Here is a 25,136-nt window from a genome sequence, read left to right as displayed (position 1 = left end):
GTGGAGGGATTATGGATAAGCAACATCAGCAGGAAAAAATATTGGCACGATTACAGAGTCGACTTACACGAGTGCGTAGACTGGAAAGAATGAAGTTTCTGACTGAGCAAATACATTCTATTTCGAAAGTGCGTTTTCCAAAAAAAGAAGGTTCTCCAAGAAAGACGGGTTCATCAGAAAAGGAAATGGGCAGCATCGTTTTGGAAGCCTCGCTGGTTTTGCCTGTATTCCTGTTCTTTGTCATGTTCCTGATTTACATCGTGCAGATGACGTTGGTATCAACAGCGTTGCAGAGCACGGCAGGTGAGGCGGTAAAGCAGTTATCCACGAAAATATATCCGGTCTCTCTTGTATTCAGCCCCTCTGATTCCGCAGGTAGTGGAGGCTCGGAGGGTGGATGGAAAATACCGGAGCTTTCACTGACGGAATGGGCCGAAGAGTATGCCTCTTCACTGCCGGACCCGCTAAGTGATTGGGTACGCGCAGCTGCTGCCAGAGGTGAACAACCGTTACAGGAGATCAAGACATCTGTTATTGAGACTGTTCTTGATCCGACCGTTAAACCGCTGCTTGAGCCTTTTATCAATACTTCTGTACTGGATGTAGAGCGAGTGCATGTTAATGGTGTTTCCATACCTGATCTCAAAAATAAAACGAATCCTTACTTCAGGCTTGAATTGAGCTATGAATTGCCTGTTAAAGTTCCCTTTCTAGGGAAGTCTTTACGCATTCAAGCGGCTGCGGCAGAACGGGTATGGATTGGAGATACCGGAGAAGGCTCCAACAGTAGTGGGGGAGACACGGATTCAGCTGGAGCAGCAACCGTACTATCCAAGCCGGAGCCAGCATACATAGGCAACAACGCGACAATTAAGGTTCAAGTGGAGCCCGGAGCTACAGCGAACTTAACGATATTTTACAAGTCCGGTGAAAGTTCAGCCAAACATATCGGGTGGGCGACTGCTGATGAAAATGGTGTGATTGAGTGGAACTGGTTTGTTGGTACACGTACAACGGAAGGCACATGGACATTTGTAGTAGAGACTGCGGATGGTGCCAAGACGGTGACCGAGTTTAATGTGGCTTCCAGAAAATAAGGAAGGAGATGGTGGAGGTGGAGTGGTTTTACCTGGCCTGTAGTCTGTATGTGATTGCAGCTTTTGTTACAGACGTTCGTTCGATGAAAATACCAAATCGTTTAACCTTACCAGTGACTGTCGCGGGAGTGCTGGCCCATATCATCTGGGGAGGATGGGAGGGTTTTTTGTTCTCCGCAGCCGGATTCGCGATGGGGTTTGGTGTCTTATTTCTAATGTATCTAATCGGCGCAGTGGGTGCGGGAGATGTAAAATTGTTTGGAGGAATTGGAGCTTGGACAGGACTGGCCTTTGGTGTTCACACTATTATTTACTCCGTTTTGTACGCAGGGGCAATTGGATTAGTCATTCTCTTATTTCGCAGGGATTCAGCGAAGCGGATTCGTGGCATGGCAGGAAATCTTGCTGGTTTCTTCATGCTTGGTTCGCTCAAACTGGTTAATCAGGAAAAGTCACTGAAGTTTCCTTTTATGCTGGCCGTATTGCCGGGATTCATTAGCGCCTATATCTACATGACTTAACTAAGCAATGGAAAGAGAGGATTGGCATGTATGGATTAACGAGAGATTTCATTCGAAACGGCGGATCATTTATGGTTTTGGAGAAAGCGGAAGGGCTGCGAATGGACGAACTGAGCCGTGTACAGATGGGTATGTTGTCTTCCAATCAAATTCCCCGTCTTCTTCCCGTTCATTTTCGAGAGGTAGACCGAAATGTAACGTTACAATATGATATTTCGGGATATAAGATGTTACCTCAAATGTTGAAATCAGGAAAAATGAAGCTGCGTGTGTTATATGGTCTATTGTTTCAGCTGGCAGATACGTTTACGGAATGTAGACAATATATGTTGGATTCACGTCAATTACAGATTCAGGAAGAGTACATATTCATTAATGGTTCACTTGAACTGGGGGAACTCGGTTTAGTATACATCCCGATTATCGATGCAGTTGAGGTCGATCCGACCCCTCAGCAATTCCGCGAACTGGTTATTAGGCTAATGGCCCATGTTCAGGAACTTCAGGGCGAAGGAATTCAGCGTGTCCTTCAACTATGTGACAGTGAACAATGGGATATCAGACAACTGCGTGAACTTTTGCTTGAATTATATGCAGATGAGCAGAGTGGTTCAGGCCAGGCATCGTTTATGTCTTCACGCGGGTCATCCGGCACAATTGACAGTCAATTTGGGATGCCACTTTCTGCAGTTCCAGAGCAGGGAAATGATCTATTTTCCAATAGAAATGGGCAAGATCAGTATCGTCAGTTGGATCGAAATGACGAAGCTGGGCAGCAGTTGAAATCAAATCATCAACCGAGGAAATCTAGAACGGAGGATGAAAAACCACTTAACAAACCCTTTTCAGGATTTTCCGGCAGACGTTCACTGATAGAGTCCTCATTGCAAGCGAAAGGTGTTACGACGAATCCGTCACAGCGCCAAACGTTTGATTCAATACAGGACGATGATATGGAAAAGGATGAGAAGGACAAGAAGCAGAATTCTTCCAAAACGACCTATATCATTCTGGGCTGTATGATTGCCATGGCGCTGGTATGGAGATTCATCTATATGGAACAACCAGGGCAGACACAAATGATTCTATCTGCAGCATTAAGTGCTGGGTTGCTTGGGATCGCGGGTTGGGTATGGGTGACCAAAGGGGAATTCGGAAATTCGAAATCCAATTTGCTACGCAGAAAGATGCCGAATGAAGAATATACAGATGGCGACTTACAAGAGGGCTCTACCAATAAGAGATCTGCTTTTTTTGGATTGGGAAGAGGCAAAGATAAGCAGAAAGAAAGCGAAGAAGAGATGTTTCAGGAGAGCTGGCGTTGGAATGCATCTGAAATGTCACCAGAAGGTAACACCTATGGACAAGGTTACACGAGTCAACAGAGCTCTGGTGATATGCAAAGTTCTGAATCAGGACGGGGGCATTCTTTTGAATCTAGGTCATCTGTAGCAGGGAATTCTCGCTTTCAAAATCTACATGTACCATCTGAAGTATCTGATGAACCTTTTGTTCAGCATACTGTCGAATCCATGGCTGCAACATCGGAACTTGTCCGTCATCATGCGGCGGCTGATGCAACTGTAAACCTGCAAAGTGTTGCTGGCGGAAGCATTACAGGAGCAGGTCCAGTAGCACCTTCTTTTTATCTTGAACGTAGATCAGCAACAGGGGACAAAAATGAACGGATGGATGTCCGTGGAGCATCGTTTGTTATTGGCCGATCGGCGGACATGGTCCAGTGGGTAGATTCAGCAACCGGTGTGTCCCGTGCTCATGTGGAATTGAGCCGGAACAAATCCGGCTATGTTATTAAGGACTTGGGTTCTGTGAATGGAACCATTCTCAAAGGCGATGTTCTTGCTCCGTACAAAGAATATCCACTGGAAGATGGAGATACCTTTACGTTGGCTGAGTCTGTTTACACGTATCGATCAGTCGGATAGACCCCGGTGTTTTAGATCTTCCAATGCATCGGTTAATGTAGGGAAGGTGAACTGAAATCCGTGATCCAACGCTTTTTGTGGGATAACCCGCTGTCCCTGAAGCAGCACGACAGAGAGTTCACCGACCAGTGTTTTGATCAGAATTCCGGGTACGGGGAACCAGTGCGGACGATGATACACTTTGCCTACCGTACGTCCGAATTCATCGTTGGTTACCGGGTTGGGCGAAGAGGCGTTCACCGGACCGGAGATTTCTTTATTTTGGATCGTGAAATCAATCAAACGCACAATATCCATAATATGAATCCAACTGGTCCACTGTTTGCCACTTCCCACCCTGCCCCCAACACCAAGCATATAAGGCAGTTTCATTAATGGAAAAGCACCTTTTTTATGACCAAGCACGAGGCTAACGCGGATTTTCACGAGTCTCACATGTTTGATGGCATCAGCAGCAACTTCCCATTGTTGAGAAACGCGGGATGGGAAATTCACCGATTTTTGAGGACTGCTCTCATCAAATGTTTCTGTGGGAGAGGTCCCATAGATCGCCATGGCAGAAGCCTGTACGACAACCTCCGGTTTGTGTTCCAACGAATCTACCAATTTGGCTACGCGCGCTACTGTAGTCACTCTGGATTCAACGATCTCCAGTTTCGCTTTGGTTGTCCAACGTTGATTCAACGTTTCTCCGGCGAGATTCACCAAGGCATCCATTCCTTCCAGCAAATGAGGCTGTTCCTCTACCTGTTCCCATGAGATATAAGTAAGGTTTTGGCTGGGATTATGTAAATTCGGCAATTTACGTGTAATAACTTTCACATGATGGCCTGCCTGAAGCCAGTAATCAACGAGTGCTCCTCCGACAAAACCGGTACCTCCGCAAATCGCAATCTTCATCATGGCGACCTCCTTGTTATTTTGACTATGCTGACATGTAATATTGGATCGACAAACAGCCCCGGGCGGTAAGCATTACCTTACTGGGTATAACTTACCTGACGGAGCATGTTTGAATATGTAAGCCTAGTACATGTTAATGTTCGGTTCGGCTGAATTATTGATCTATTTATTCATCAAATGTTTATAAGGCGAATAGTCAATTTGGTTTTTCTCCAGAAATTTCACCAGAAACTTATTATCCCGCTTCGGTGTGGCTATAATGTATCCTTTAATGCAATGATCTCTGGATACTTCAGGTGCATTATTTTCGTACGCAATTTTGCCGATTTCTGCTGCGATGGAATGTTTGGCGATATCTCGAAATGGGCCGGGAACAGGTTCTACAAGTTGGTCCAGAAAAGCTTTTGCTTCATCTGTCCATAAATGACGGCTGGTTTCAACCCAGTGGTTCTGCCAATCGAGTTTGGACTTCCCGTCTGCCTTCGGAAGCACTTTCAAAAACTTGCGCATCATAAAAAATCCGCCAACACACATACTTCCAAGCAAAAGAACGGTCCAGAATGCGATCGTGTTCATAAACCAATTGCTGGGGGAACTACTAGTCAACGTCCAAGCGTAGGAGCCGAAAATCATTGCGGAGTCACCTCGGTTTATTGATTTTCACGGAAAGACGGATTCCGCCCACCCATGTTCCAAATTACAGCTGTAAAAAATAGCCTATATCCCGAATTATAGCGCATTTCTAGATTTATTTCGATAATCGCGTTAGAATAAGGGATAATTCAGAAAAAGGGGGATTAATGATGCTTAAAATCGGCTCCCATGTGTCCTTTTCGGACAAGGGATTATTGAGTGCAACGAAGGAAGCGTCCTCGTACGGTTCCAGTTCGTTTATGATATATACGGGTGCACCGCAAAATACCCGCCGCAAGCCTATTGAGTCCATGTTTATTGAGGAAGGCAAGCTTGCGATGCAAGAGGGCGGAATGGAAGATATCGTTGTCCATGCGCCATACATTATTAACCTAGGATCATACAAAGAAAACACGTATGAGCTAGCCGTAAGTTTCCTTCAGGAAGAGATTCGTCGCACACATGCGATTGGTGTCAAAAATATCGTGCTGCATCCCGGCGCATTTACGGATAAGGATGCTCACTACGGCATCGGACGTATTGCTGAAGGCTTGAATGAAGTGCTGCACGGAGTGAAGGAGACGGATGTGAATATCGCTCTGGAAACGATGGCTGGTAAAGGAACTGAAATGGGCCGCAGTTTTGAAGAAATTGCTCAGATCATGGAGAAGGTCACACACAATGAACGCCTTACTGTGTGTATGGATACATGTCACATTCACGATGCGGGTTATGATATCGTGAACGACTTGGACGGTGTTCTTGAACAATTTGATCGTACGGTAGGGCTTGACCGCATTGCCGTAATGCATATTAATGATAGTAAGAACCCTGTGGGTGCGCACAAGGACCGTCATACACCGATTGGATCCGGCTGGATTGGTTTTGAGGCGATTAACCGTATCGTGCATCACGAGGCTCTTCAAGGGCGTCCGTTTATTTTGGAAACGCCTTGGATTGGTAAAGAAGCCAAAACTCAGCGTCCTATGTATGAAGCAGAGATTGCATTGCTTCGCGGGGATGTTGCTGGTCGATTTGGTCCTGAGTTCCTGACAGAAGTGGAACAATTGCATCATTTCTTCAAAGGAAAAGAGATTGAGTCCCGTTCATATGTTCTGGATATCTGGACGTTGCTCAAGAATGATGCCAAAGCGAAGAAAGCCGATCCACGTGAGCCGTTGGAACGTCTGTATGACCTCGTGGCTGAAGCCGCATTGTTCCCGCATTTGAATGAAGAACAACTGAATCATCGTTTGATCGCCTGGCTTGCAGGCAAAGAAATTTTTGTCACGGCCTAGTTGAAGGAGGAAAAATAACCCGATGGAGATTCACGCTAAACAAGTACGTCCTGATGTTAAAAACCGCGCCGATCGGGCGCGGATGCTCATTTCCTGTCCGGATGGACCGGGAATTGTTGCCGCAGTATCCCATTTCTTGCACCAGCATGGTGCAAACATTGTACAGTCGGACCAATACACAATGGACCCGGCTGGCGGCATGTTTTTTATGCGGATTGAGTTCGATCTTCCACAATTATCGTTGAACCTGCCTAAGCTGGAAGCTGATTTCGAAGAAGTGGCAAACCGTTTCAAAATGGATTGGAGTCTTTCTGCGGTTAGCCGCAAGAAGAAACTTGCTATCTTTGTATCCAAGGAGGATCACTGTCTGGTTGAGCTGTTGTGGCAATGGCAGGCTGGCGATCTGGATGCAGACATCGCGCTTGTTGTGAGCAATCATCTGGATATGAAGGATTATGTAGAATCATTTGGCATTCCTTATCATCATATTCCGGTTACAGCGGATACGAAGAAGGAAGCGGAACAACGTCAGTTGGACGTCATCGGTAATGATATCGACGTGATTATTCTTGCGCGCTACATGCAGATCATTTCTCCGATGTTCATTGAGCATTACCGCAATCGTATTATTAACATTCATCACTCGTTTCTGCCTGCCTTTGTTGGCGGTAAACCGTATGCCCAAGCGTACAACCGAGGTGTCAAAATTATCGGTGCGACGGCTCACTATGTTACGGAAGAGCTGGATGGCGGACCAATCATTGAGCAGGACGTTCAGCGTGTAAGCCATGGGGATGATGTAACTGAGTTAAAACGCATTGGACGTACCATTGAGCGTGTAGTTCTTGCTCGTGCTGTGAAATGGCATGTTGAAGATCGTGTACTGGTTCATGAAAATAAAACCGTTGTGTTTTAAGCTAATGCTTTAATACTGCGCAAGGTTGATTCGGAAAGATATAGTTCAGTTCTAATCCGAAAAAAGAGAAGGCGATTCCCTATTCATGTCTGAACGGGGGATCGCCTTTTTGGTCTTGCTTCTGGCTATGCTTCCACAGATGACCGCATACCCCAACGACCACGCCAAATAACAGATGCCCTGCCAGCCAGTAAAGTATCGCATTTATATCATATAGATCAGGCACACGGCTCGACAGCTGGGAGAGCGGGATATACAGCAGGGAAGAGAAAATGCCGATCAGGACTCCCTTTGCTATCGGATGACCTGCACGCTGAATCCACCATATGTAGAAGATACCAATGATTATGGAAACGATAAGATGCAGCCCAAATTCGATGTATTCAGGTAGTGTAGGCGGAAGCCATGGAACAAAATCAATGTTCAGCAGCAAGGTATAGACTTTTTCACCAGTGTAAGTCTGAATAGCCTTTAAAAAGAACCCGAGCACCAGTCCGGACGTAAGACCTGTTAAAATTCCGGCTTTCCAGGGTAATATGTGCTTTAGCGAATTTGGTGACTTAGCCAAATGTTCCGGCATATGCGAGTCCTCCTTTCCATAAGAAGTACAGCCTAATGTGCACAAAAGTCCGATTTTTGCAATCATGATCAAGGACCATTATATGCAAAATCAACTTCGATATCTAAAAAGAGTATGGTTTTCCGCTTAAAGGTTATACTTCATCCGATGGATTTGCGATGCTGGCTGAGCTAGAAGATATGCTGAAATGCTCAGTAGGACACTCTTTTTACGCAACTGGAAGCAAATTCCTCGTCATAAACAGCCGAATTTTCCCGATCTTCTAAAAGAAGGTTATGGAAAACCTTCACGCCAAGTGATACAATACAAAAGTGAATAAGTCAAAATGAAACACTCAAGCGGATTCACTTATTGTGAAATTCGGTTTGCTTGTATGATGAGAGGGATTCGCTTGCGCAACCCGACTTATCTAAAGACATGAGGAGGACAAACCATGACTGACAAGAACGAAGCGATTCAAAAGGAAGAGAACAACACCATCGACAATTTGTCGATCACTACCGTACGTACACTGGCGATTGATGCAATCGAGAAGGCAAATTCCGGACACCCGGGAATGCCTATGGGCTCCGCTCCAATGGGGTACCAACTTTTTGCAAAAACGATGACACATAACCCGGACCACCCAACTTGGGTTAACCGGGACCGTTTTGTTCTGTCCGCAGGACATGGCTCCATGTTGCTGTACAGCTTGCTTCACCTGAGCGGGTATGACCTGCCTATGGAACAATTGAAACAGTTCCGCCAATGGGGAAGCAAAACGCCGGGTCACCCGGAATTCGGACATACTGCAGGCGTTGACGCAACAACTGGACCACTGGGCCAAGGTATTGCAATGGCTGTAGGTATGGCTATGGCTGAAGCTCAACTGAGCGCAACATATAATAAAGACAAATTCAACGTAATCGACCACCACACTTATGCAATCTGTGGTGACGGTGACTTGATGGAAGGCGTTTCCCATGAATCAGCTTCCCTGGCTGGACGTTTGCACCTGGGCAAATTGATCATGTTGTTCGACTCCAATGACATCACTTTGGATGGTAAATTGAACCTGTCTTCTTCTGAAAGCATTGCGAAGCGTTTTGAAGCTTACGGCTGGCAAGTGCTGCGTGTTGAAGATGGTAACGATCTGCCTGCAATCCAAAAAGCAATTGAGGAAGGTCAAGCAGATACGCTTCGTCCTACACTGATTGAAGTTAAAACTGTAATTGGTTACGGTAGCCCGAACAAACAAGGTAAAGGCGGCCACGGCGGTACTCACGGATCTCCACTGGGTTCAGACGAAGCCAAATTGACTAAAGAGTTTTACAAATGGGTTTACGAGGAAGATTTCCACGTTCCAACTGAAGTTCGCGAACACTTTGCACAAGTGAAAGATCGTGGTATCTCTGCAAACAAAGCATGGGACGAGAAGTTTGCTGAGTACAAAAAAGCATTCCCTGAGCTGGCAGCTCAATTCGAAACGGCAATCAATGGCGACCTTCCAGAAGGTTGGGATCGCGATCTGCCTAAATATGCAGCAACAGACAAAGCTGTATCCACTCGTGTAGCATCCGGTAATGCCCTGAACGGTTTGGCTCATAACGTGCCGCAACTGACAGGTGGATCTGCTGACCTTGAGAGCTCCACAATGACTCACCTGAACAATCTGGAGAACTTCTCACCTGAAGATTACTCCGGTCGCAACATCTACTTCGGTATCCGTGAATTCGGTATGGCTGGAGCAATGAACGGTATGGCACTGCACAGTGGTGTGAAAGTATTCGGAGGTACATTCTTCGTATTTACAGACTACTTGCGTCCAGCTGTTCGTCTGGCTGCCCTGATGGGTCTGCCTGTAACGTACGTACTGACTCACGACAGTATCGCTGTTGGTGAAGACGGTCCTACTCACGAACCAATCGAGCAATTGGCATCCCTGCGTATCATTCCTAACCTGACAGTTATTCGTCCGGCTGACGGTAATGAAACTTCTGCAGCATGGGCTTATGCGCTTGAGAACAAGAGCAACCCGGTTGCACTCGTACTCACTCGTCAAAACCTGCCGATTCTGGAAGGTACCGTTGAAGGTTCCCGTGAAAACGTGAAACGTGGTGCGTATGTTGTCTCTGATGCAAAAGAAGGCAAAGCTGTTGCCCAAATCATCGCTACAGGTTCCGAAGTGCAACTGGCTGTCAAAGCCCAAGCAGCACTTGCTGAACAAGGCATCCAAGTTCGTGTAATCAGCATGCCGAGCTGGGATCTGTTCGAGAAACAGGACAAAGCGTACAAAGAATCCGTCCTGCTTCCAGATGTTAAAGCTCGTCTGGCGATTGAAATGGCTCACCCAATGGGTTGGGAAAAATATGTCGGCGACCAAGGCGACATTCTCGGAATCAACACATTTGGTGCATCCGCGCCTGGCGACCGTGTTATCCAAGAGTATGGCTTCACTGTGGAAAACGTGGTTAGTCGCGTAAAAGCATTGCTGTAATTGCTTGAAAAATGCTGCAGGAGGGACAGTTAATTTCTGTCCTGCCGGGCAGCAAGTGAATTCCGGCAGAGAATGGGTGAACAACCACCCTGATCTGTTTTGCCTTTTGTTTTTATTAACTTCAGGGGGAGCGGGTACGCATGTCACAGTTTGATCAAGTCAGTGTAGTGAAAGAGGCCAACATTTATTATGAGGGCCAGGTAACGAGCAGAACAGTTATTTTGGGGGATGGCAGCAAGGTGACTCTGGGTATTATGCTTCCAGGCAGTTATGAGTTCGGTACAGATTCCCGTGAAATTATGGAGATTCTGTCCGGCGATCTGAGAGTATTACTTCCCGGAGAAAAAGATTGGCAAGAGATTCAAGGTCAAGCTACGTTCCACGTGCCTGCCGAATCCAAATTTAAACTGGAGATACGCAGCGTTACCGACTACTGCTGTTCGTACCCGGCGGAATAATACAAGAAGGGTAACCAGAACCGCGACACGCGGATTCGGTTAACCCTTTTTGCTTCTTAAACTCTAACGACAAAGTTCGTGCTGCAAGCTTGTCAGCCCTGTGGATTTGAAGTATCCTTAGGCTAAGTTGTTTAGAATGGAAAACGGAAAAAAATACGCTACCGATATCAGGAGGTTTTATAGATCATGGCAAAAAAAGTGAAGTTTGACTACAGCACTGCCCTGCAATTCGTCAATCAGCATGAAGTGGACTATTTCGCTGAACCGATTCGTTTGGCTCACGAGCAGCTCCACAACGGAACGGGAACCGGATCGGATTATCTGGGCTGGATCGACCTGCCTACCGCTTATGACAAAGAAGAGTTCTCCCGTATTCAAAAAGCGGCTGCTAAAATCCAAAGCGATTCTGAAGTACTGATCGTTATCGGTATTGGTGGATCATACCTTGGTGCACGTGCAGCGATTGAGATGCTTACGCACTCATTCTACAACAATCTGCCTAAAGACAAACGCAAAACGCCTGAAATCTACTTTGCAGGAAACAACATTAGCTCCACGTATGTTACTCATTTGCTGGATCTGGTTGAAGGCAAAGACTTCTCCGTTAACGTGATCTCCAAATCCGGTACAACAACGGAGCCAGCGATTGCTTTCCGTATCTTCCGTGCAGCACTGGAGAAAAAATACGGTAAAGAAGAAGCTCGCAAACGTATCTATGCTACAACAGATAAAGAGCGCGGCGCACTGAAAAAACTGGCGAATGAAGAAGGTTATGAATCCTTCATTATCCCGGATGATGTAGGTGGACGCTACTCCGTTCTGACGGCTGTAGGTTTGCTGCCAATCGCAGCAGCTGGCATCAGCATCGAAGAAATGATGCAAGGTGCGGCTGACGCTTCCAAAGAATACAGCAACCCGAACGTAGCTGAGAACGAAGCTTATCAATATGCAGCTGTTCGTAACGCACTGTATCGCAAAGGTAAAGGAACAGAAATCCTCGTGAACTACGAGCCATCCTTGCACTTTGTATCCGAATGGTGGAAACAGCTTTACGGAGAGAGTGAAGGTAAAGACTATAAAGGGATTTATCCTGCATCCGTTGATTTCTCGACTGACTTGCACTCCATGGGTCAATTCATTCAAGAGGGTAGCCGGAACATCTTCGAAACAGTGATTCAGGTTGCTGAAGTATCGGAGCATATTTCGATCGAAGCGGATCCAGATGATCTGGATGGTCTGAATTTCCTTGAAGGTAAAACGATGGACTTTGTTAACAAAAAAGCGTTCCAAGGAACACTGCTTGCACACACAGATGGTCAAGTACCAAACTTGATTGTGAACATTCCAGATATGTCTCCATATTCTTTCGGATATCTGGTATACTTCTTTGAAAAAGCATGCGGCATTAGTGGTTACCTACTGGGAGTCAATCCATTTGACCAACCAGGCGTGGAAGCTTACAAGAAAAATATGTTCGCTTTGCTGGGCAAACCAGGCTTTGAAGAAGAGAAAGCAGCGCTTGAAGCGAGACTTTCCGAATAATTCATCGGTCTGCTCATATAGTTAAATAAGGTAATGTAATTACATTCGGGGAGTCATTGTGAAGCAATGGTTTCCCGGATGTTAAACCAAGGCAGTTCGTCCGCGTGCGCGCGGGGAACTGCTTTCTTGTAAAATGGATCAAATTGGTGGAAAGTTGGATAGGGATGATTGAACGTTATCGCACGGTTCGAGGACCGGGCAATCTGGAAATTGTAATCAAAAAGTCGCGATTTATCGGTCATATTATGCCGGTCACGACAGAAGAAGAAGCCAACGCTTTTATTGATGAAATCAAGAAAAAACATTGGAATGCTACTCATAACTGCTCCGCATACATGATTGGTGAGCGGGATGAGATCCAGAAGCAATCCGATGATGGTGAACCAAGCGGAACCGCTGGAAAACCGATTCTTGAAGTCATCAAAAATCAGCAATTGAAAAATGTGGCTATCGTTGTTACACGTTACTTTGGGGGAATTATGCTTGGAGCCGGTGGGTTAATTCGTGCTTATACGGATGGAGCAGTTGCAGCCATAGAAGCCGGGGAAGCGATTACCAAAGTACTCCATCGTGAAGTGTTTGTTGAACTGGATTATACATGGCTGGGCAAAGTGGAAAATGAATTAAGGAGCCGGGAAGTCCGTACAGGTGAAACTGGGTTCACCGATAAGGTTACGTTGACTTGTCTTCCGCCGGATAGTGAAACCGAGGCATTTGTGGCCTGGATCACAGATTTGACGCAAGGGCAATCCCGGATCACGGAGGGACAGCGGCTTTATTTTATTGAAGGGGAATAAAATATATGGCTAGAAGAGCAGTCGAACAGGAGTTGTCGAGGGAGCGGATACTGGAGGCGGCGAGGCATCTTTTTATTACCAAAGGATACCGTGCCATTTCGATGCGAAGCATCGGCCAGCATCTGGGCTATAGTCATGGGTCGCTGTATTATCATTTTAAGGAAAAGGCAGAGCTGTTTTATGCCATCGTGGTTGAAGATTTCAATCATCTGGGGCATTTGCTGCTGCAAGCCATGGTCAGGCCAGTCATGGGCGGCGTGAGCAAGGTGGAGCATATCATGATGGAGTTTATTCGTTTTGGTTTGGAGAATCCGTATCAGTACGAGATCATGTTCATGATTCGGGATGAGGAATTGCTATCGTATTGTCGTACGGAGCAAGGAAGATGCTTTGAATTGTTTGCCTCTATTATTCGGCAATACATGAATGAAGAGGGCTGTACGGAAGAGGATATTCAATGTGTACCACGTACGCTGTTTTTGTCCATGCACGGATTCATATCGTATTATATTCAGGACCGTTTAACCTTTGCAGAGATTGAATCGGCTGCGTTATCTCATGTCAAAGTACTCTGCCGTAATCTCCAACACCAGCCTGGCGTCCAATAAGGCGCTTTTGTCGCACTCCACACTTCAGGGCGGTGAATTGTCATAACATTAATTCTTTATAACGTTGTCTCGCGAAAGTTTTGGCGCGAAGAAGACCATGACAGGCGGGTTACATCCCTAAAAGAGGGTGGACCGCCTGTTTGTTTTTTATTTCCATTGATGGCGAATCATTAGAAATGAGGTGAAATGGAGCTAACCTTCCATGATTTTAAGGAAATATTCCCGCTGACGAGGACCATCAAATTCACAAAAATAGATGCCTTGCCATCTGCCAAGCAGTAATCTGCCCTCATGTATAATCACTGTTTGTGATGGTCCGGTTGTGATCGATTTCAAGTGAGAAGCCGTATTTCCTTCAGCATGCCGATATTCGGGATGTTTCCAAGGATACACTTCGTTCAGACGAAGCAGTACATCATGTTTGACATCAGGGTCTGCATTTTCATTAATTGCAATACCTGCTGTCGTATGTGGACAATAAATCAATACAGTCCCATTCTGCACACCGCTGTCACGGACAACCTGCTCTACTTCCCGCGTAATATCCTTCATCTCATCTCGTCGGGATGTCGATAAATTCTTCGTATATAACATATTACTCCACTCCTTTGCTCCACATTTTGTCCTCTAGATTGTACCTTAACCACAACATACCAAACAAATCTCGTATTACGATGTTATAACAATTACACGATAACGGAGAGGGCAGAAATAACCTGAAGAAGCGAAGCGTTCGCCTTTATCGACGGATTTCTCCCTTTAGAAAAGGGAATCAAAGAAATCTGGGGATAACAGCGATCGGAAGGTTGTTCTGACCGCGTAGTGGCGAGTGTAATTTTTATAAAATCCATCTCATAAGTACGCCGATTTTATTCAATAAAAGCATTGACGATTAGCACTGCAAACTGGTAAAGTATCAGATAAGCAAAAACCAAGTAGACTAATGGGAATAATATTAAAGTAATATAATCCAACTTAGGAAAATGATTGTACGAAAGCAGGAAGACTGCCGACCGGACATAGAACCGGAGGCTGGGAGGGAATGCAGCAATGAATACCGTTCTTCGTCACAAGGGATGGACTTGGGGATTCCGCAGTACCGTATTGTTATATTTTATCGTACTCATTGTACTTCCAATCATCGGTGTGTACGTCAATTCCTTCTCTGAAGGATGGAGCAACTTTATCCAAAGCATTATGGATCCAATTGCTTGGAAAGCTGTGCTGTTAACGATCCGGCTGGCTGTTATAGCTACGGTGATTAACGTCATTTTGGGAACCATGATTGCCTGGGTGCTGACACGTTATCGCTTTTTTGGGAGGTCGTTCCTTAACAGTCTGGTAGATCTTCCTTTTGCTCTTCCAACAGCTGTTGGTGGCCTGATGATTATGCTTCTCCTGGGTCCGATCAGTGCCATAGGCAAACTAGCGGAATCTATGGGGTTTGAAATTGTGTTTCACCAGCCGGCGATTGTGATCGCGATGACATTTGTAACGTTTCCTTTTGTCATCCGTGCGGTGCAGCCTTTGCTCGAGGAGATCGATTCCTCGGAGGAAGAGGCATCCTACACGATGGGAGCATCGAAGGCGCGCACATTCAGGCAGGTCATTCTTCCTTCCATGGCTCCGGGCATGATTAGTGGGGGAATGCTCGCATTCTCCAGAGCACTGGCCGAATTCGGGGCTGTTGTGCTGGTGGCAGGCAATATTCCGGGAAGAACATTGACGGCTTCCGTATTTATTTACGGCGAGATCGAAAGTGACAATCCAACCGGTGCCGCGGCCGTGTCCGTACTGCTCTTAACACTCTCCTTCCTGATCCTCTGGCTCATTAATCTGGTGCAGATGCGGGGGAGAAGACGATGAGGCGACTATTAATCGGACTGACGTTTGTGGTGTTCATTGTACTGCTGATCATCCCGCTTGGACGTATTTTTATTGGTGCATTTGAAGACGGGGCAGGAGGATTCCTGGATGGGCTGTTGCGTCCTGAGGCGCTGCATGCCTTGATGATGACAGGACTTGTTGTACTTGTCGTCACACTGTTAAATACATTGTTTGGCGTTATGATGGCCATCTATCTTGTTCGCGCCGGATGGCTGAGTGACCGGGTGAAAGGGCTGCTGAACAGCATTGTGGATCTGCCCTATGCCGTATCGCCAGTCATTGGTGGATTGATGATTGTACTACTGCTGGGTCCCAACAGCATTATGGGCGCTTTTTTTGAAGGAATCGGATTTAATGTGGTCTATGCCTTCCCGGGTATGGTCATTGCAACGTTGTTTGTCACTTTTCCACTGATGGTTCGAGAGGTGATGCCTGTCTTGCAGGAGCTTGGATCTCAGCAGGAAGAGGCTGCGTCAACGCTTGGTGCATACGGCTGGAGAACGTTCTGGAGTGTTACCTGGCCTTCCATCCGCTGGGCGGTTGTGTACGGTCTTGTGTTGACGGTTGCCCGCTCGCTTGGGGAATTCGGTGCAGTGCTGGTTGTATCGGGTAACATTATGAACAAAACGCAGACGGCAACAACGCTTGTATATCAGGATGTAGAGAATTTTAACGTAGCTGCCGCAAATGGTGTGGCATTGGTACTGGTTACTTTTTCTGTCGGGCTGCTGCTTATGATGGAATGGGCCAAGAAGCGAAAGGAAGTGCATTGAGATGCATGTGGAAGTCCGTGATCTGAACAAACATTTCGGTGATTTTCATGCGGTAAAAGATGTCTCGTTCGATATTGCCAAAGGCCATCTTATCGGTTTGCTGGGACCCAGCGGAGGTGGGAAAACATCCATTCTGCGTATGCTGGCGGGTCTCGAGAATCCGGGTTCCGGAGAGATTCGTTTTCACGGAAAGGTCGTAAATCATCTGCCTCCGCAGGAGCGAGGAATCGGATTTGTATTTCAGAACTATGCTTTGTTCAAACATATGACGGTATTTGATAATATCGCCTTTGGACTCAAGGTCAAAAAGGCTCCCAAAGCCCAGATCCGTGATCGGGTCATGGAGCTGGTTGAATTGACAGGGCTGAAAGGTTTCGAACAGCGTTATCCACATCAATTGTCTGGTGGACAGCGGCAGCGTGTCGCTTTTGCCAGAGCATTGGCCCCTGAGCCGCAGCTGCTGCTGCTGGATGAACCGTTCGCCGCCATTGATGCCAAAATCCGTCAGGAATTGCGTTCATGGTTGAGAGAGCTGATTGAGCGGGTAGGCATCACTTCGATTTTTGTAACCCATGACCAGGATGAAGCGATTGAAGTTGCCGACGAAATCATGATTATCAGCCAAGGGCGCTTAGAGCAGAAGGGTACGCCATGGGATATTTACAAAAATCCAGAGACGCCTTTTGTTGCCACATTTATAGGGGAATCTACCGTTGTGGAAGACGCTTCACAGCTTAAGGGCTTCGAACATGTGGTGGAAGGAGAGCGCACACGTGCACTGATCCGGCCTGAGTATATCGAGATCGGTTTGAAGAACGAGTTTAGCATGCTATCCGCTACTGAAAAAGGTATCGTCAAACACCTTCATTTCCGTGGAAGTGAATGGATGGTGGAAGTGGAAGTTGAGGGCCATAAACTCATTACGTATCGTTCACTGGAGAAAACAACGCTGCAAGTCGGCCAACAGATTCGTGTGCTCGTGCATCGGGCATATCTGTTCAATGATACCCATAGCTGGGTTGTTGAGAACCGATTGAAGGAAGATCCAATGCCGGTCATCATCTAATTGAAGATCACTTGGTTCAGAATTGTTCTAGAAATTTGGAGAGAGGTGCTGCCCATGCAGACGATGAAGAAGAAAATCAACCCTTTATACGTTGTCCTCATGCTTCTGCTCGTCTGCATGACCGTTGGATGTAGCAAGCAGGAGGATGCAAGCGGACAGAGCGGAACCTCGACAAACGACCAATCCAATACATTGGTTATCGGTGCTTACAGTGTAGCCAAAGACGCCGTCGGAGAGTTATTGCCCAAGTTCCAGGCCGAATGGAAAGCCAAGACTGGACAGACGGTTCACTTCCAAGAATCCTATGAGGCCTCAGGGACACAAGCCAGAGCCATTGTTGGTGGATTCGAAGCTGATGTTGCGCTTCTGGCGATGGAAAGTGATATCGATAAGCTGGTCAAAGCTGATCTGGTCAGCTCCAACTGGAAACAGGCACCGAATGATAGCATGATCACCCGCTCGATCGTTGTTCTGGGGACAAGAGCAGGCAACCCGCTGGGTATTCGCGATTTTGAAGATTTGACCAAGCCGGGGGTTAAGGTGCTGTATCCTAATCCCAAGACGTCGGGCGGAGCACAGTGGGACATCAATGCCATCTATGGTGCAGGATTGAAGTTATCTGAGGAGGAGCAAGGGAAGAAAGATCCTGCCGTGGCCAAAGCCTTTTTGGAGAAAGTACATGAGAATGTCGAGTCACTGGATAAGAGCGGTCGATCCTCCATGGCGGCTTTCGAATATGGCGTGGGTGACGTTATCGTCACGTATGAAAATGAATTGCTTGCCCGGATTGCCAAGGGTGTAAATTATGACATCGTGGTTCCCAAAAACACAATCCTGATTGAGAATCCAGCAGTTGTTGTAGACAAATATGCGGATAAGCATGGCAATCGTGAATTGGCGGAGGCTTTTGTAGCCTATCTAAGTACGCCGGAAGCACAGCGTATTTTTGCCAAGCACGGTTTCCGTTCGGTAGACCCGGATGTGTTTGCAGAGACGAAGTCCTCGTTCCCAACGCCTGAAGGTCTGTTCGATATTAACTATCTCGGCGGATGGGACAAAGTACGCAGTACACTGTATTCCAAACGAGGTGTATGGTACCAGGTGTTGGCCGGGTTGTAAACCCGTACGAGCATCATCCTGTTATTGAATTTCAGATGATTAATTGTTATTCAAACCTTCATTTCACGATACAACGTGAGCTGGAGGTTTTTTGCATTGCTAGACAATAATGTTATTTCATTTAAACCCGATAGGTTAAGTTGGAAAAAATCGTTGCAATTTGTCGAATCCTTGCCTATACTATCTAACAGAACGTTAAATTACAGCGAGGGGAAATATCATAATGAAATCGAAAAAAATGTGGCTGTCATTGATGCTGGTTCTGGTTGTAGCAATCATGAGTGCATGCGGAAGCAGCGGTGACGGAACAAGTTCTTCGTCTAATACCGCAGAAAATACAGCGACAACGGATGATGGGCAACCGAAAGACGGTGGAAGCATCATTATTGCTGTTCAGGATGATCCTAAAGTGATGAATCCAATCTATGCGGGTGACCGTGTAACGTTGACGATTGATCAATCTTTATATGCTCCACTGTTCAATGTGAATGATGGCAAAAAAACGTATGTGCTCGCAGACAGCGACAGCTTCTCTGATGATCACCTGACGTATACATTGAAGCTGAAAGACGGTCTGAAATGGCATGACGGACAGCCTCTGACAGCGGATGATATTGTGTTCACAATGGATAGCATCCTTGATGAGAAACAGCACAGTTCTTCCCGTAGTCAGTATGTTTTTGATGGCAAACCGGTTAAAGTAACTAAGGTCGATGACCTGACGGTGGAATTCAAATTGCCGGAAGTATCTGCTGCTTTTGAAGGAGCATTGGTTTCTTTCTCTCCAATCCCTAAACACATTTTCGAAGGCGAAGCCGATATTGAGAAAAGCGACAAAAACAACAACCCGATTGGTTCCGGTCCGTTCAAGTTCAAGGAATACCGTCCGGGCGAATACGTAACACTGGAACGTTTTGATGACTACTTTGCAGGCAAAGCTCATCTGGATAGCGTGACGTATCGTGTAGCGAAAGATCCAAACGCAGCGAACCTGGCTTTGCAAAACGGCGAGATTCAAATGCGTATGGTCGACACACAGGATTACAACAAATTGAACGACACAGGCAAATTCAACATGCTGACTTACCCGGAAGGCCGCTTGCAATACATGGTGTTCAACCTGAACGTGCCTTCGATGCAAAAGAAAGAAGTTCGTCAAGCCATCGCTTATGCTTTGGATAAAAACGAACTGATCACCGCTTCATATTCCTCAGCTGATTTTGCTGAACCGGCTCCGTCGATTCTGACACCGGACACTCTGTACCAAACGGATGATGTTGAGAAATACGACTACAACGTGGAAAAAGCAAAACAATTGCTGGCTGATGCAGGCGTTAGCAACCTGAAATTGCGTCTTGCTTACACAAATACGAACAAACCACAAACAAGCCAAGCGCTGTACATTCAGCAAAAGCTGAAAGACGTGGGCATTGAAGTGGAATTGCTGCCGATGGATGGAACGGCTTATGGTAACCGTACATTGGACATGAACAATACAGACTTTGAATTGTCCTTTGGTGGATACATCATGGGTTATGAACCAGATGCTTATAAATCTCTCTTCCTGAGCGATGCGGCATATAACTACTCCCATTACAAAAATGCCGATTTCGACAAGCTGTGGAATGAAGCAGCCGTTCAAATTGACGAAACGAAACGTGGCGATTTGTACAAACAAATCCAACAAACTGTAGCAAACGAAATGACTGTATACCCTATCGCCTACACGAAAGCTGTAGTGGCGGTGGATAACACATACGGCGGCGTTGAAGATGCAAATCCAAAACCAGTCGTTATGCTTGAAGATCTGTCCAAAATTTATAAAAAATAATCATATAGAATGAACGTATTGTTTGAACCTTCGAGATTCACAAAGAACGTAGAGAACAGAAATAACCTGAAGAAGCAAAGCGTTCGCCTTTATCCCCAGATTTCCCCTTTTTATAAAGGAATCAAAGAAATCTGGGGGTAACAGCGATCGGAAGGTTGTTCTGTCATCGGAGTGGCCGATGTGAATCCTTGGTTCAATCCACATGCGTTAATTCTATATAACAAGCCAATAACGCCGGCCGCGAGGCCGGCGTTGATTCGGAGGTGCCCATGTGAACAACTATATTGTCCGAAGGATCGCACAAGCGATCCCTCTTCTTTTTGTAATCTCCATCGTATCGTTCACCTTGATCAAGCTGGCGCCGGGCGATCCGGTGCTTTCCTTTGTTACCCCGAATATGGGGGCAGAAGATGTGGAGCGTATTCGGCAAAACCTCGGTCTTGATCAACCGATGTACGTGCAATATGTCGTATGGCTCAAAAATGTACTGTCTGGTGACCTTGGTTATTCACTGGTGAACCATCGCCCGGTTGCCGAAATGATTATTGAACGTTTGCCCGCTACGTTTGGATTAATGGGGGCATCGCTATTATTGTCTTTGTTGATCTCCATTCCGCTGAGCATGATTGCGGGTTCGCGTCAGAACAGTCTGTTTGACCGTGGACTCAGCTTAATCTCGTATATCGGGATATCGATTCCTAGCTTCTGGTTCGGTATGATGCTGATCTATTTCTTTGCAGTAGAGCTGCACTGGTTACCAAGCATGGGTATGCGAACGGTAGGTATGGACTCCGCTTGGGATATAATCAAACACGGCATTTTACCATGTACCGTATTGACCTTCATGAACGTGTCCGTGTACATGCGGTATATTCGATCGAATACAATCAGTCAACTGGAAGAGGACTATGTTCAAATCCAGTATGCCTACGGCGCAACCAAAGGAACGGTACTGCTTCGTCATGTGCTCAAAAATGTACTGCTGCCTGTAATCACCATTCTCGGTATGTCTTTGCCAGAGCTGATTGCGGGAGCGTTTATTACGGAGTCCGTTTTCTCATGGCCGGGAATGGGATCTCTCGGGATTTCGGCCGTTCACGGTTTGGATTATCCGATTATTATGGGCATTACGATGATGTCCTCTGTGCTGCTGGTCGTCGGAAACCTGGTAGCTGATATCTTATATGGCGTGGTAGATCCACGAATCAAGACAACGGGGTGAGACAAAAATGAATTCAATGCGCTGGCGTAATTTACGGACGCAGTTCCGACAGCAGAAACTGGGCCTTGCGGCTGTCATCATATTGGGCATCTTTGTGCTCGCATCCCTGTTTGCGTTTCTGTCCCCACATGATCCTAATGAAATTGTAGTGATGGAGCGACTTCAACAGCCTAGTGCAGATCACTGGTTTGGTACGGACGATTACGGACGGGATTATTTGGCTCGGGCGTTGTACGGAGGACGAGTGTCTCTCGCCGTAGGTTTTCTGTCGATGGCAATTGCCGTTATTATGGGAACACTTGTAGGTACAGTTAGTGGTTATTTTGGCGGCTGGGTAGATAATACGTTGATGCGTATTGTTGACGTACTCATGTCGATTCCATCCTTCTTCCTGATGCTGATCCTGAACGCATATCTGAAGCCGGGGATCGGCACAATTATTGTCATTATCGGGGTTCTGAGCTGGATGAATATTGCCCGGATTGTCAGGGCTGAGGCGATGTCGGTCAAGCAGCGTGAATACGTGCTGTATGCACGTGTATCGGGTCAAAAGCCTGGCCGGATCATCATGAAGCACATTATTCCCAACATTATTCCAACCATTATTGTCGCAGCAACCATTAACATCGCGAGTGCGATTCTGATGGAATCGTCACTAAGCTTCCTCGGACTGGGTGTTAAACAACCGAACTCTTCTTGGGGCAGCATGTTGAATGATGCACAGGGATTTATTAGTGAAGCGCCGTATATGGCGATCTTCCCGGGATTGTTTATTTTGCTGACGGTGCTGTCGTTTAACTTCCTGGGGGATGTGTTCCGCGTAGCCTTCGAGCCCAAAGCGAACAAGCGATAAATAATTGAAGTTGAGTTGATCACGTAGTGTTCCAGTGTGAAATTAATCCTTTTAACTTATATAGTCGACAACCCATATCATGTAAACAACGGGGTGAATACAATGACAGATTTATTATCGGTCAAACAACTGAAAACGTCCTTTGCAACCCGTGAAGGTGAGGTACAGTCCGTCCGGGGTGTGAGTTTTACGTTAAAAGAAGGAGAAGTGGTTGGACTGGTCGGCGAGTCCGGCAGTGGCAAAAGTGTAACCGCCCGTTCGCTGATTCGGCTGATCCAGTCGCCGGGCCGGATTACGGATGGTCAGATTCTGTTCCGTGGAGAGGATCTGCTGACCAAGTCGGACAATGAACTGCGCAAAATCCGGGGCAACCGCATCTCGATGATTTTCCAGGACCCGATGACATCACTTAATCCAGTCGTTCGTGTAGGTAAACAGATGACAGAGGTCATTCGTCGTCACCGGAAAATGGACAAGTCGGCTGCACGCAAGGAAGCGATTGAGTTGCTGCGACAAGTGGGCATTCCTTCCCCGGAAGAACGGATTGACCAATACCCACATGAGTTCAGCGGAGGTATGAGACAGCGGGTAATGATCGCCATGGCCCTGTCCTGCAAGCCGGAGTTATTGATCGCGGATGAACCGACGACAGCGCTGGATGTGACCATTCAGGCACAGATTTTGCAGCTGATGCAGGAGCTGAAAGAGTCCACGCAGACGTCCATTCTAATGATTACGCATGACCTTGGTGTCGTTGCTCAGGTCTGTACCCGAGTGATTGTGATGTACGGTGGACTCATTATGGAAGAGGGTCCAGTGGAGCGTATTTTCGCTCATCCGCAGCATCCGTATACTCAAGGATTGCTGCGCTCCATTCCGAAGCACGGCGAGGAGGGTGGACGCCAGCGGCTGGCAACCATTGAAGGTACACCGCCCAATCTGCTTCATCCACCAACTGGATGTCCGTTTATGGAACGTTGCCCACACGCCATGGAAGTATGTAAACAGATGCCTGCGTATACCGAGACTGCACCTGGTCATCGAGCGCTATGCTGGTTGCTGGACGATGAGGGTCGGGAACAACAACAAGTACAAACAGGAGCATCGTCAGAGGAGGTGGAGAAATGAGTACAGGAATCGATCAGCGTGAAGTGCTGCTGGACGTGCGTGGCCTGAAAAAACATTTTCCGGTACGTGGTGCTGGCAAAGGCAAAGACGTCGTGAAAGCCGTGGATAACGTCAGTTTTCATATTCACAAGGGAGAAACGTTCGGACTGGTCGGTGAATCCGGCTGTGGCAAATCAACGACTGGACGCAGCATCGTAAGACTCTACGATGTGACGGACGGAAGCATTATGTTTGGCGGACAGGACGTTGCGAAGATGAATGAACGCCAGTTGAAGCCTTTTCGCAAACGGATGCAGACGATTTTTCAGGACCCCTATTCTTCACTAAATCCGGGTATGAATGTCCTGCAGATTATTAGTGAACCCATGGAAATTCATAATTATGCTTCCAAGGCAGAGATGAAGGGGCGGGCGCTTGACCTGATGAACCGTGTAGGACTGAAGCCAGAGCACGCGGAGCGTTATCCACATGAATTCAGTGGAGGCCAGCGTCAGCGGATTAGCATTGCCCGTGCATTGTCGGTGAACCCGGAGTTCATTTTGTGTGATGAGCCGTTGTCTGCTCTGGATGTGTCCGTACAGGCACAGGTGGTCAATATGCTTGAAGATTTGCAGGCAGAGCTGGGACTGACCTATTTGTTCATTGCCCATGATCTGTCCATGGTACGTCACATCTCGAACCGAATCGGTGTGATGTATCGCGGTAAGCTGGTGGAAGTAGCACCAACAGAAGAACTGTACCGTAATCCGGTTCATCCGTATACCCAGGCATTGCTGGCGGCAATTCCTGTACCTGATCCAACGGTACGGAACGTGATGCCGCCGATCTACAGTGGAGATACTGACCCATCCGCTCGGGGACGGGATGAAGAACCGGAGTGGATGGAAGTTTCACCAGGACACTTTGTATCCGGCTATCGAGACAGGATATAATGGATTAGGAATATCATGGAATAACGATATATAGTGACAGGAAGGTGTGAGTTGGATGAGTGTTGAGTTTAAGTTGTCCCAAAATACAGCCATTCGGCTGGAACAGGCTCGTAGCAAAGGCATGTCGGATGCAGCTTTGTTGGAAGCGATACAAGCCAAAGATGTGGCTGCTTTTGATGCCGTGTCTGAGGAGCACTACAGATATGATGATCTTTTCTCCTATGCGGACGAGCATGGCGAGAATCTGGAAGGTGCGGTTAAAGACGGCTACCGGATTACCTTTAACACTCGTGGTGGTCTGGGCATCTACTTGCAAAAGTCCTTCGGATTACAGCCGGAGAAAGACTTTACTGTGGGTGAAGGCATCGTAACCGGGTTGAAATTAAAACCGGAGCAGGCAGATGTGCTGGCAAAACGCCTTGCATCAAACTGGGTAATTACCGAATCCAAAGATGTACCTGAGGGCCAAGAGCTGACGTTGAAGCTGCGAGCTTTGGTTTAATGAAACAACAGACTGTCCCGTTTGCAGTGAATAACTGCGGCGGGATGG

24 protein-coding genes are annotated in these 25,136 nt (G+C 46.9%); 20 read left to right on the top strand and 4 right to left on the bottom strand.

All coding sequences use genetic code 11. The features are described from left to right. The first annotated feature begins 11 nt into the window (after positions 1–11). Genes CS562_RS09765 through CS562_RS09755 form a run of 3 tightly spaced genes read left to right on the top strand, consistent with a single transcriptional unit; the run spans position 12 to position 3,564 of the window. Positions 12–1,097, top strand: coding sequence for a pilus assembly protein (locus CS562_RS09765; protein WP_099855282.1), 1,086 nt, complete (start codon positions 12–14; stop codon positions 1,095–1,097). A gap of 8 nt (positions 1,098–1,105) precedes the next feature. Further along, a complete protein-coding gene (locus tag CS562_RS09760) occupies positions 1,106–1,618 on the top strand; it encodes an A24 family peptidase (RefSeq protein ID WP_099855280.1) in 513 nt (170 codons plus the stop codon). A gap of 26 nt (positions 1,619–1,644) precedes the next feature. Beyond that, positions 1,645–3,564, top strand: coding sequence for a DUF6382 domain-containing protein (locus tag CS562_RS09755; protein WP_099855278.1), 1,920 nt, complete (start codon positions 1,645–1,647; stop codon positions 3,562–3,564). Here the strand turns inward: CS562_RS09755 and CS562_RS09750 are convergent. Further along, on the bottom strand, positions 3,553–4,464 hold the full coding sequence (locus CS562_RS09750) for a TIGR01777 family oxidoreductase (RefSeq protein ID WP_099855276.1): 912 nt from the start codon (positions 4,462–4,464) through the stop codon (positions 3,553–3,555). The two genes, CS562_RS09755 and CS562_RS09750, sit on opposite strands and share 12 nt — an antisense overlap. Before the next feature lie 165 nt (positions 4,465–4,629). Then, complete coding sequence (locus CS562_RS09745) at positions 4,630–5,100, bottom strand: DUF2621 domain-containing protein (RefSeq protein WP_063564408.1); 471 nt, start codon at positions 5,098–5,100, stop codon at positions 4,630–4,632. A gap of 170 nt (positions 5,101–5,270) precedes the next feature. Here CS562_RS09745 and CS562_RS09740 point away from each other — a divergent pair, with 170 nt between their 5' ends. Beyond that, positions 5,271–6,398, top strand: a complete 1,128-nt coding sequence (locus tag CS562_RS09740) for a deoxyribonuclease IV (protein WP_099855274.1) — start codon at positions 5,271–5,273, stop codon at positions 6,396–6,398. Between the two features lie 22 nt (positions 6,399–6,420). After that, complete coding sequence (gene purU / locus CS562_RS09735; RefSeq protein WP_063564406.1) at positions 6,421–7,314, top strand: formyltetrahydrofolate deformylase; 894 nt, start codon at positions 6,421–6,423, stop codon at positions 7,312–7,314. Between the two features lie 79 nt (positions 7,315–7,393). Here the strand turns inward: purU and CS562_RS09730 are convergent, their stop codons facing one another. Then, the gene (locus tag CS562_RS09730; RefSeq protein WP_099855272.1) at positions 7,394–7,894 is read right to left on the bottom strand and encodes a hypothetical protein; all 501 of its coding nucleotides are present in this window, start codon (positions 7,892–7,894) and stop codon (positions 7,394–7,396) included. Between the two features lie 433 nt (positions 7,895–8,327). Between CS562_RS09730 and tkt the strand changes: the two genes are divergently transcribed. The 5 genes from tkt (at position 8,328) to CS562_RS09705 (ending at position 13,775) form a co-directional block, all read left to right on the top strand. Continuing rightward, complete coding sequence (gene tkt / locus CS562_RS09725; protein ID WP_099855270.1) at positions 8,328–10,370, top strand: transketolase; 2,043 nt, start codon at positions 8,328–8,330, stop codon at positions 10,368–10,370. A 140-nt stretch (positions 10,371–10,510) separates the two neighbouring features. After that, positions 10,511–10,828 (top strand): pyrimidine/purine nucleoside phosphorylase, encoded by a 318-nt coding sequence (gene ppnP / locus CS562_RS09720; RefSeq protein ID WP_099855268.1) that lies wholly within the window; start codon positions 10,511–10,513, stop codon positions 10,826–10,828. 186 nt (positions 10,829–11,014) lie between these two features. Next, positions 11,015–12,370 (top strand): glucose-6-phosphate isomerase, encoded by a 1,356-nt coding sequence (locus tag CS562_RS09715; protein ID WP_076291734.1) that lies wholly within the window; start codon positions 11,015–11,017, stop codon positions 12,368–12,370. Between the two features lie 164 nt (positions 12,371–12,534). Continuing rightward, a complete protein-coding gene (locus CS562_RS09710) occupies positions 12,535–13,167 on the top strand; it encodes a YigZ family protein (RefSeq protein WP_072734274.1) in 633 nt (210 codons plus the stop codon). A gap of 5 nt (positions 13,168–13,172) precedes the next feature. Then, complete coding sequence (locus CS562_RS09705) at positions 13,173–13,775, top strand: TetR/AcrR family transcriptional regulator (protein WP_063564400.1); 603 nt, start codon at positions 13,173–13,175, stop codon at positions 13,773–13,775. Between the two features lie 192 nt (positions 13,776–13,967). Here CS562_RS09705 and CS562_RS09700 read toward each other — a convergent pair whose 3' ends face one another. Further along, positions 13,968–14,369, bottom strand: coding sequence for a secondary thiamine-phosphate synthase enzyme YjbQ (locus CS562_RS09700; RefSeq protein ID WP_099855266.1), 402 nt, complete (start codon positions 14,367–14,369; stop codon positions 13,968–13,970). 456 nt (positions 14,370–14,825) lie between these two features. On the opposite strand from CS562_RS09700, the gene cysT reads away from it, so the two are divergent. The 10 genes from cysT to CS562_RS09650 all read left to right on the top strand — a co-directional run bounded on the left by cysT (position 14,826) and on the right by CS562_RS09650 (position 25,088). Further along, a complete protein-coding gene (gene cysT, locus CS562_RS09695; protein ID WP_099855264.1) occupies positions 14,826–15,641 on the top strand; it encodes a sulfate ABC transporter permease subunit CysT in 816 nt (271 codons plus the stop codon). After that, on the top strand, positions 15,638–16,435 hold the full coding sequence (locus CS562_RS09690; protein WP_063564397.1) for a sulfate ABC transporter permease subunit: 798 nt from the start codon (positions 15,638–15,640) through the stop codon (positions 16,433–16,435). The genes cysT and CS562_RS09690 overlap by 4 nt, the downstream gene beginning before the upstream one ends. 1 nt (position 16,436) lies before the next feature. Then, the gene (locus tag CS562_RS09685; protein WP_099855262.1) at positions 16,437–17,501 is read left to right on the top strand and encodes a sulfate/molybdate ABC transporter ATP-binding protein; all 1,065 of its coding nucleotides are present in this window, start codon (positions 16,437–16,439) and stop codon (positions 17,499–17,501) included. A 54-nt stretch (positions 17,502–17,555) separates the two neighbouring features. Further along, a complete protein-coding gene (locus CS562_RS09680; RefSeq protein ID WP_099855260.1) occupies positions 17,556–18,620 on the top strand; it encodes a sulfate ABC transporter substrate-binding protein in 1,065 nt (354 codons plus the stop codon). Between the two features lie 223 nt (positions 18,621–18,843). Further along, positions 18,844–20,451: an ABC transporter substrate-binding protein gene (locus CS562_RS09675; RefSeq protein ID WP_076291738.1), complete on the top strand. Its 1,608-nt coding sequence runs from the start codon at positions 18,844–18,846 to the stop codon at positions 20,449–20,451. A 271-nt stretch (positions 20,452–20,722) separates the two neighbouring features. Further along, positions 20,723–21,673, top strand: a complete 951-nt coding sequence (locus tag CS562_RS09670) for an ABC transporter permease (RefSeq protein ID WP_062326882.1) — start codon at positions 20,723–20,725, stop codon at positions 21,671–21,673. A 7-nt stretch (positions 21,674–21,680) separates the two neighbouring features. Next, complete coding sequence (locus tag CS562_RS09665; RefSeq protein ID WP_053781729.1) at positions 21,681–22,526, top strand: ABC transporter permease; 846 nt, start codon at positions 21,681–21,683, stop codon at positions 22,524–22,526. Positions 22,527–22,628: 102 nt separating this feature from the next. After that, complete coding sequence (locus CS562_RS09660; protein ID WP_099855258.1) at positions 22,629–23,654, top strand: ABC transporter ATP-binding protein; 1,026 nt, start codon at positions 22,629–22,631, stop codon at positions 23,652–23,654. Next, on the top strand, positions 23,651–24,586 hold the full coding sequence (locus tag CS562_RS09655) for an ABC transporter ATP-binding protein (RefSeq protein WP_063564391.1): 936 nt from the start codon (positions 23,651–23,653) through the stop codon (positions 24,584–24,586). The genes CS562_RS09660 and CS562_RS09655 overlap by 4 nt, the downstream gene beginning before the upstream one ends. 55 nt (positions 24,587–24,641) lie before the next feature. Further along, positions 24,642–25,088: a hypothetical protein gene (locus CS562_RS09650; protein ID WP_099855256.1), complete on the top strand. Its 447-nt coding sequence runs from the start codon at positions 24,642–24,644 to the stop codon at positions 25,086–25,088. Positions 25,089–25,136: the final 48 nt, after the last annotated feature.

The sequence above is a fragment of the Paenibacillus sp. LK1 genome (genome assembly GCF_002750415.1).
Lineage (GTDB): Bacteria > Bacillota > Bacilli > Paenibacillales > Paenibacillaceae > Paenibacillus > Paenibacillus taichungensis.
The sequence above is the reverse complement of the archived record's forward strand: the minus strand, read 5'-3'. Positions and strand labels throughout refer to the sequence as shown.

Coding starts and splice junctions, on each gene's coding strand:
- tkt (WP_099855270.1), top strand. CDS start 8,328: ATGACTGACAAGAACGAAGCGATTCAAAAGGAAGAGAACAACACCATC.
- purU (WP_063564406.1), top strand. CDS start 6,421: ATGGAGATTCACGCTAAACAAGTACGTCCTGATGTTAAAAACCGCGCC.
- CS562_RS09665 (WP_053781729.1), top strand. CDS start 21,681: ATGAATTCAATGCGCTGGCGTAATTTACGGACGCAGTTCCGACAGCAG.
- CS562_RS09655 (WP_063564391.1), top strand. CDS start 23,651: ATGAGTACAGGAATCGATCAGCGTGAAGTGCTGCTGGACGTGCGTGGC.
- CS562_RS09715 (WP_076291734.1), top strand. CDS start 11,015: ATGGCAAAAAAAGTGAAGTTTGACTACAGCACTGCCCTGCAATTCGTC.
- cysT (WP_099855264.1), top strand. CDS start 14,826: ATGAATACCGTTCTTCGTCACAAGGGATGGACTTGGGGATTCCGCAGT.
- CS562_RS09705 (WP_063564400.1), top strand. CDS start 13,173: ATGGCTAGAAGAGCAGTCGAACAGGAGTTGTCGAGGGAGCGGATACTG.
- CS562_RS09740 (WP_099855274.1), top strand. CDS start 5,271: ATGCTTAAAATCGGCTCCCATGTGTCCTTTTCGGACAAGGGATTATTG.
- CS562_RS09765 (WP_099855282.1), top strand. CDS start 12: ATGGATAAGCAACATCAGCAGGAAAAAATATTGGCACGATTACAGAGT.
- CS562_RS09675 (WP_076291738.1), top strand. CDS start 18,844: ATGAAATCGAAAAAAATGTGGCTGTCATTGATGCTGGTTCTGGTTGTA.
- ppnP (WP_099855268.1), top strand. CDS start 10,511: ATGTCACAGTTTGATCAAGTCAGTGTAGTGAAAGAGGCCAACATTTAT.
- CS562_RS09710 (WP_072734274.1), top strand. CDS start 12,535: ATGATTGAACGTTATCGCACGGTTCGAGGACCGGGCAATCTGGAAATT.
- CS562_RS09690 (WP_063564397.1), top strand. CDS start 15,638: ATGAGGCGACTATTAATCGGACTGACGTTTGTGGTGTTCATTGTACTG.
- CS562_RS09650 (WP_099855256.1), top strand. CDS start 24,642: ATGAGTGTTGAGTTTAAGTTGTCCCAAAATACAGCCATTCGGCTGGAA.
- CS562_RS09700 (WP_099855266.1), bottom strand. CDS start 14,369: ATGTTATATACGAAGAATTTATCGACATCCCGACGAGATGAGATGAAG.
- CS562_RS09730 (WP_099855272.1), bottom strand. CDS start 7,894: ATGCCGGAACATTTGGCTAAGTCACCAAATTCGCTAAAGCACATATTA.
- CS562_RS09755 (WP_099855278.1), top strand. CDS start 1,645: ATGTATGGATTAACGAGAGATTTCATTCGAAACGGCGGATCATTTATG.
- CS562_RS09750 (WP_099855276.1), bottom strand. CDS start 4,464: ATGAAGATTGCGATTTGCGGAGGTACCGGTTTTGTCGGAGGAGCACTC.
- CS562_RS09760 (WP_099855280.1), top strand. CDS start 1,106: ATGGTGGAGGTGGAGTGGTTTTACCTGGCCTGTAGTCTGTATGTGATT.
- CS562_RS09745 (WP_063564408.1), bottom strand. CDS start 5,100: ATGATTTTCGGCTCCTACGCTTGGACGTTGACTAGTAGTTCCCCCAGC.
- CS562_RS09680 (WP_099855260.1), top strand. CDS start 17,556: ATGCAGACGATGAAGAAGAAAATCAACCCTTTATACGTTGTCCTCATG.
- CS562_RS09660 (WP_099855258.1), top strand. CDS start 22,629: ATGACAGATTTATTATCGGTCAAACAACTGAAAACGTCCTTTGCAACC.
- CS562_RS09685 (WP_099855262.1), top strand. CDS start 16,437: ATGCATGTGGAAGTCCGTGATCTGAACAAACATTTCGGTGATTTTCAT.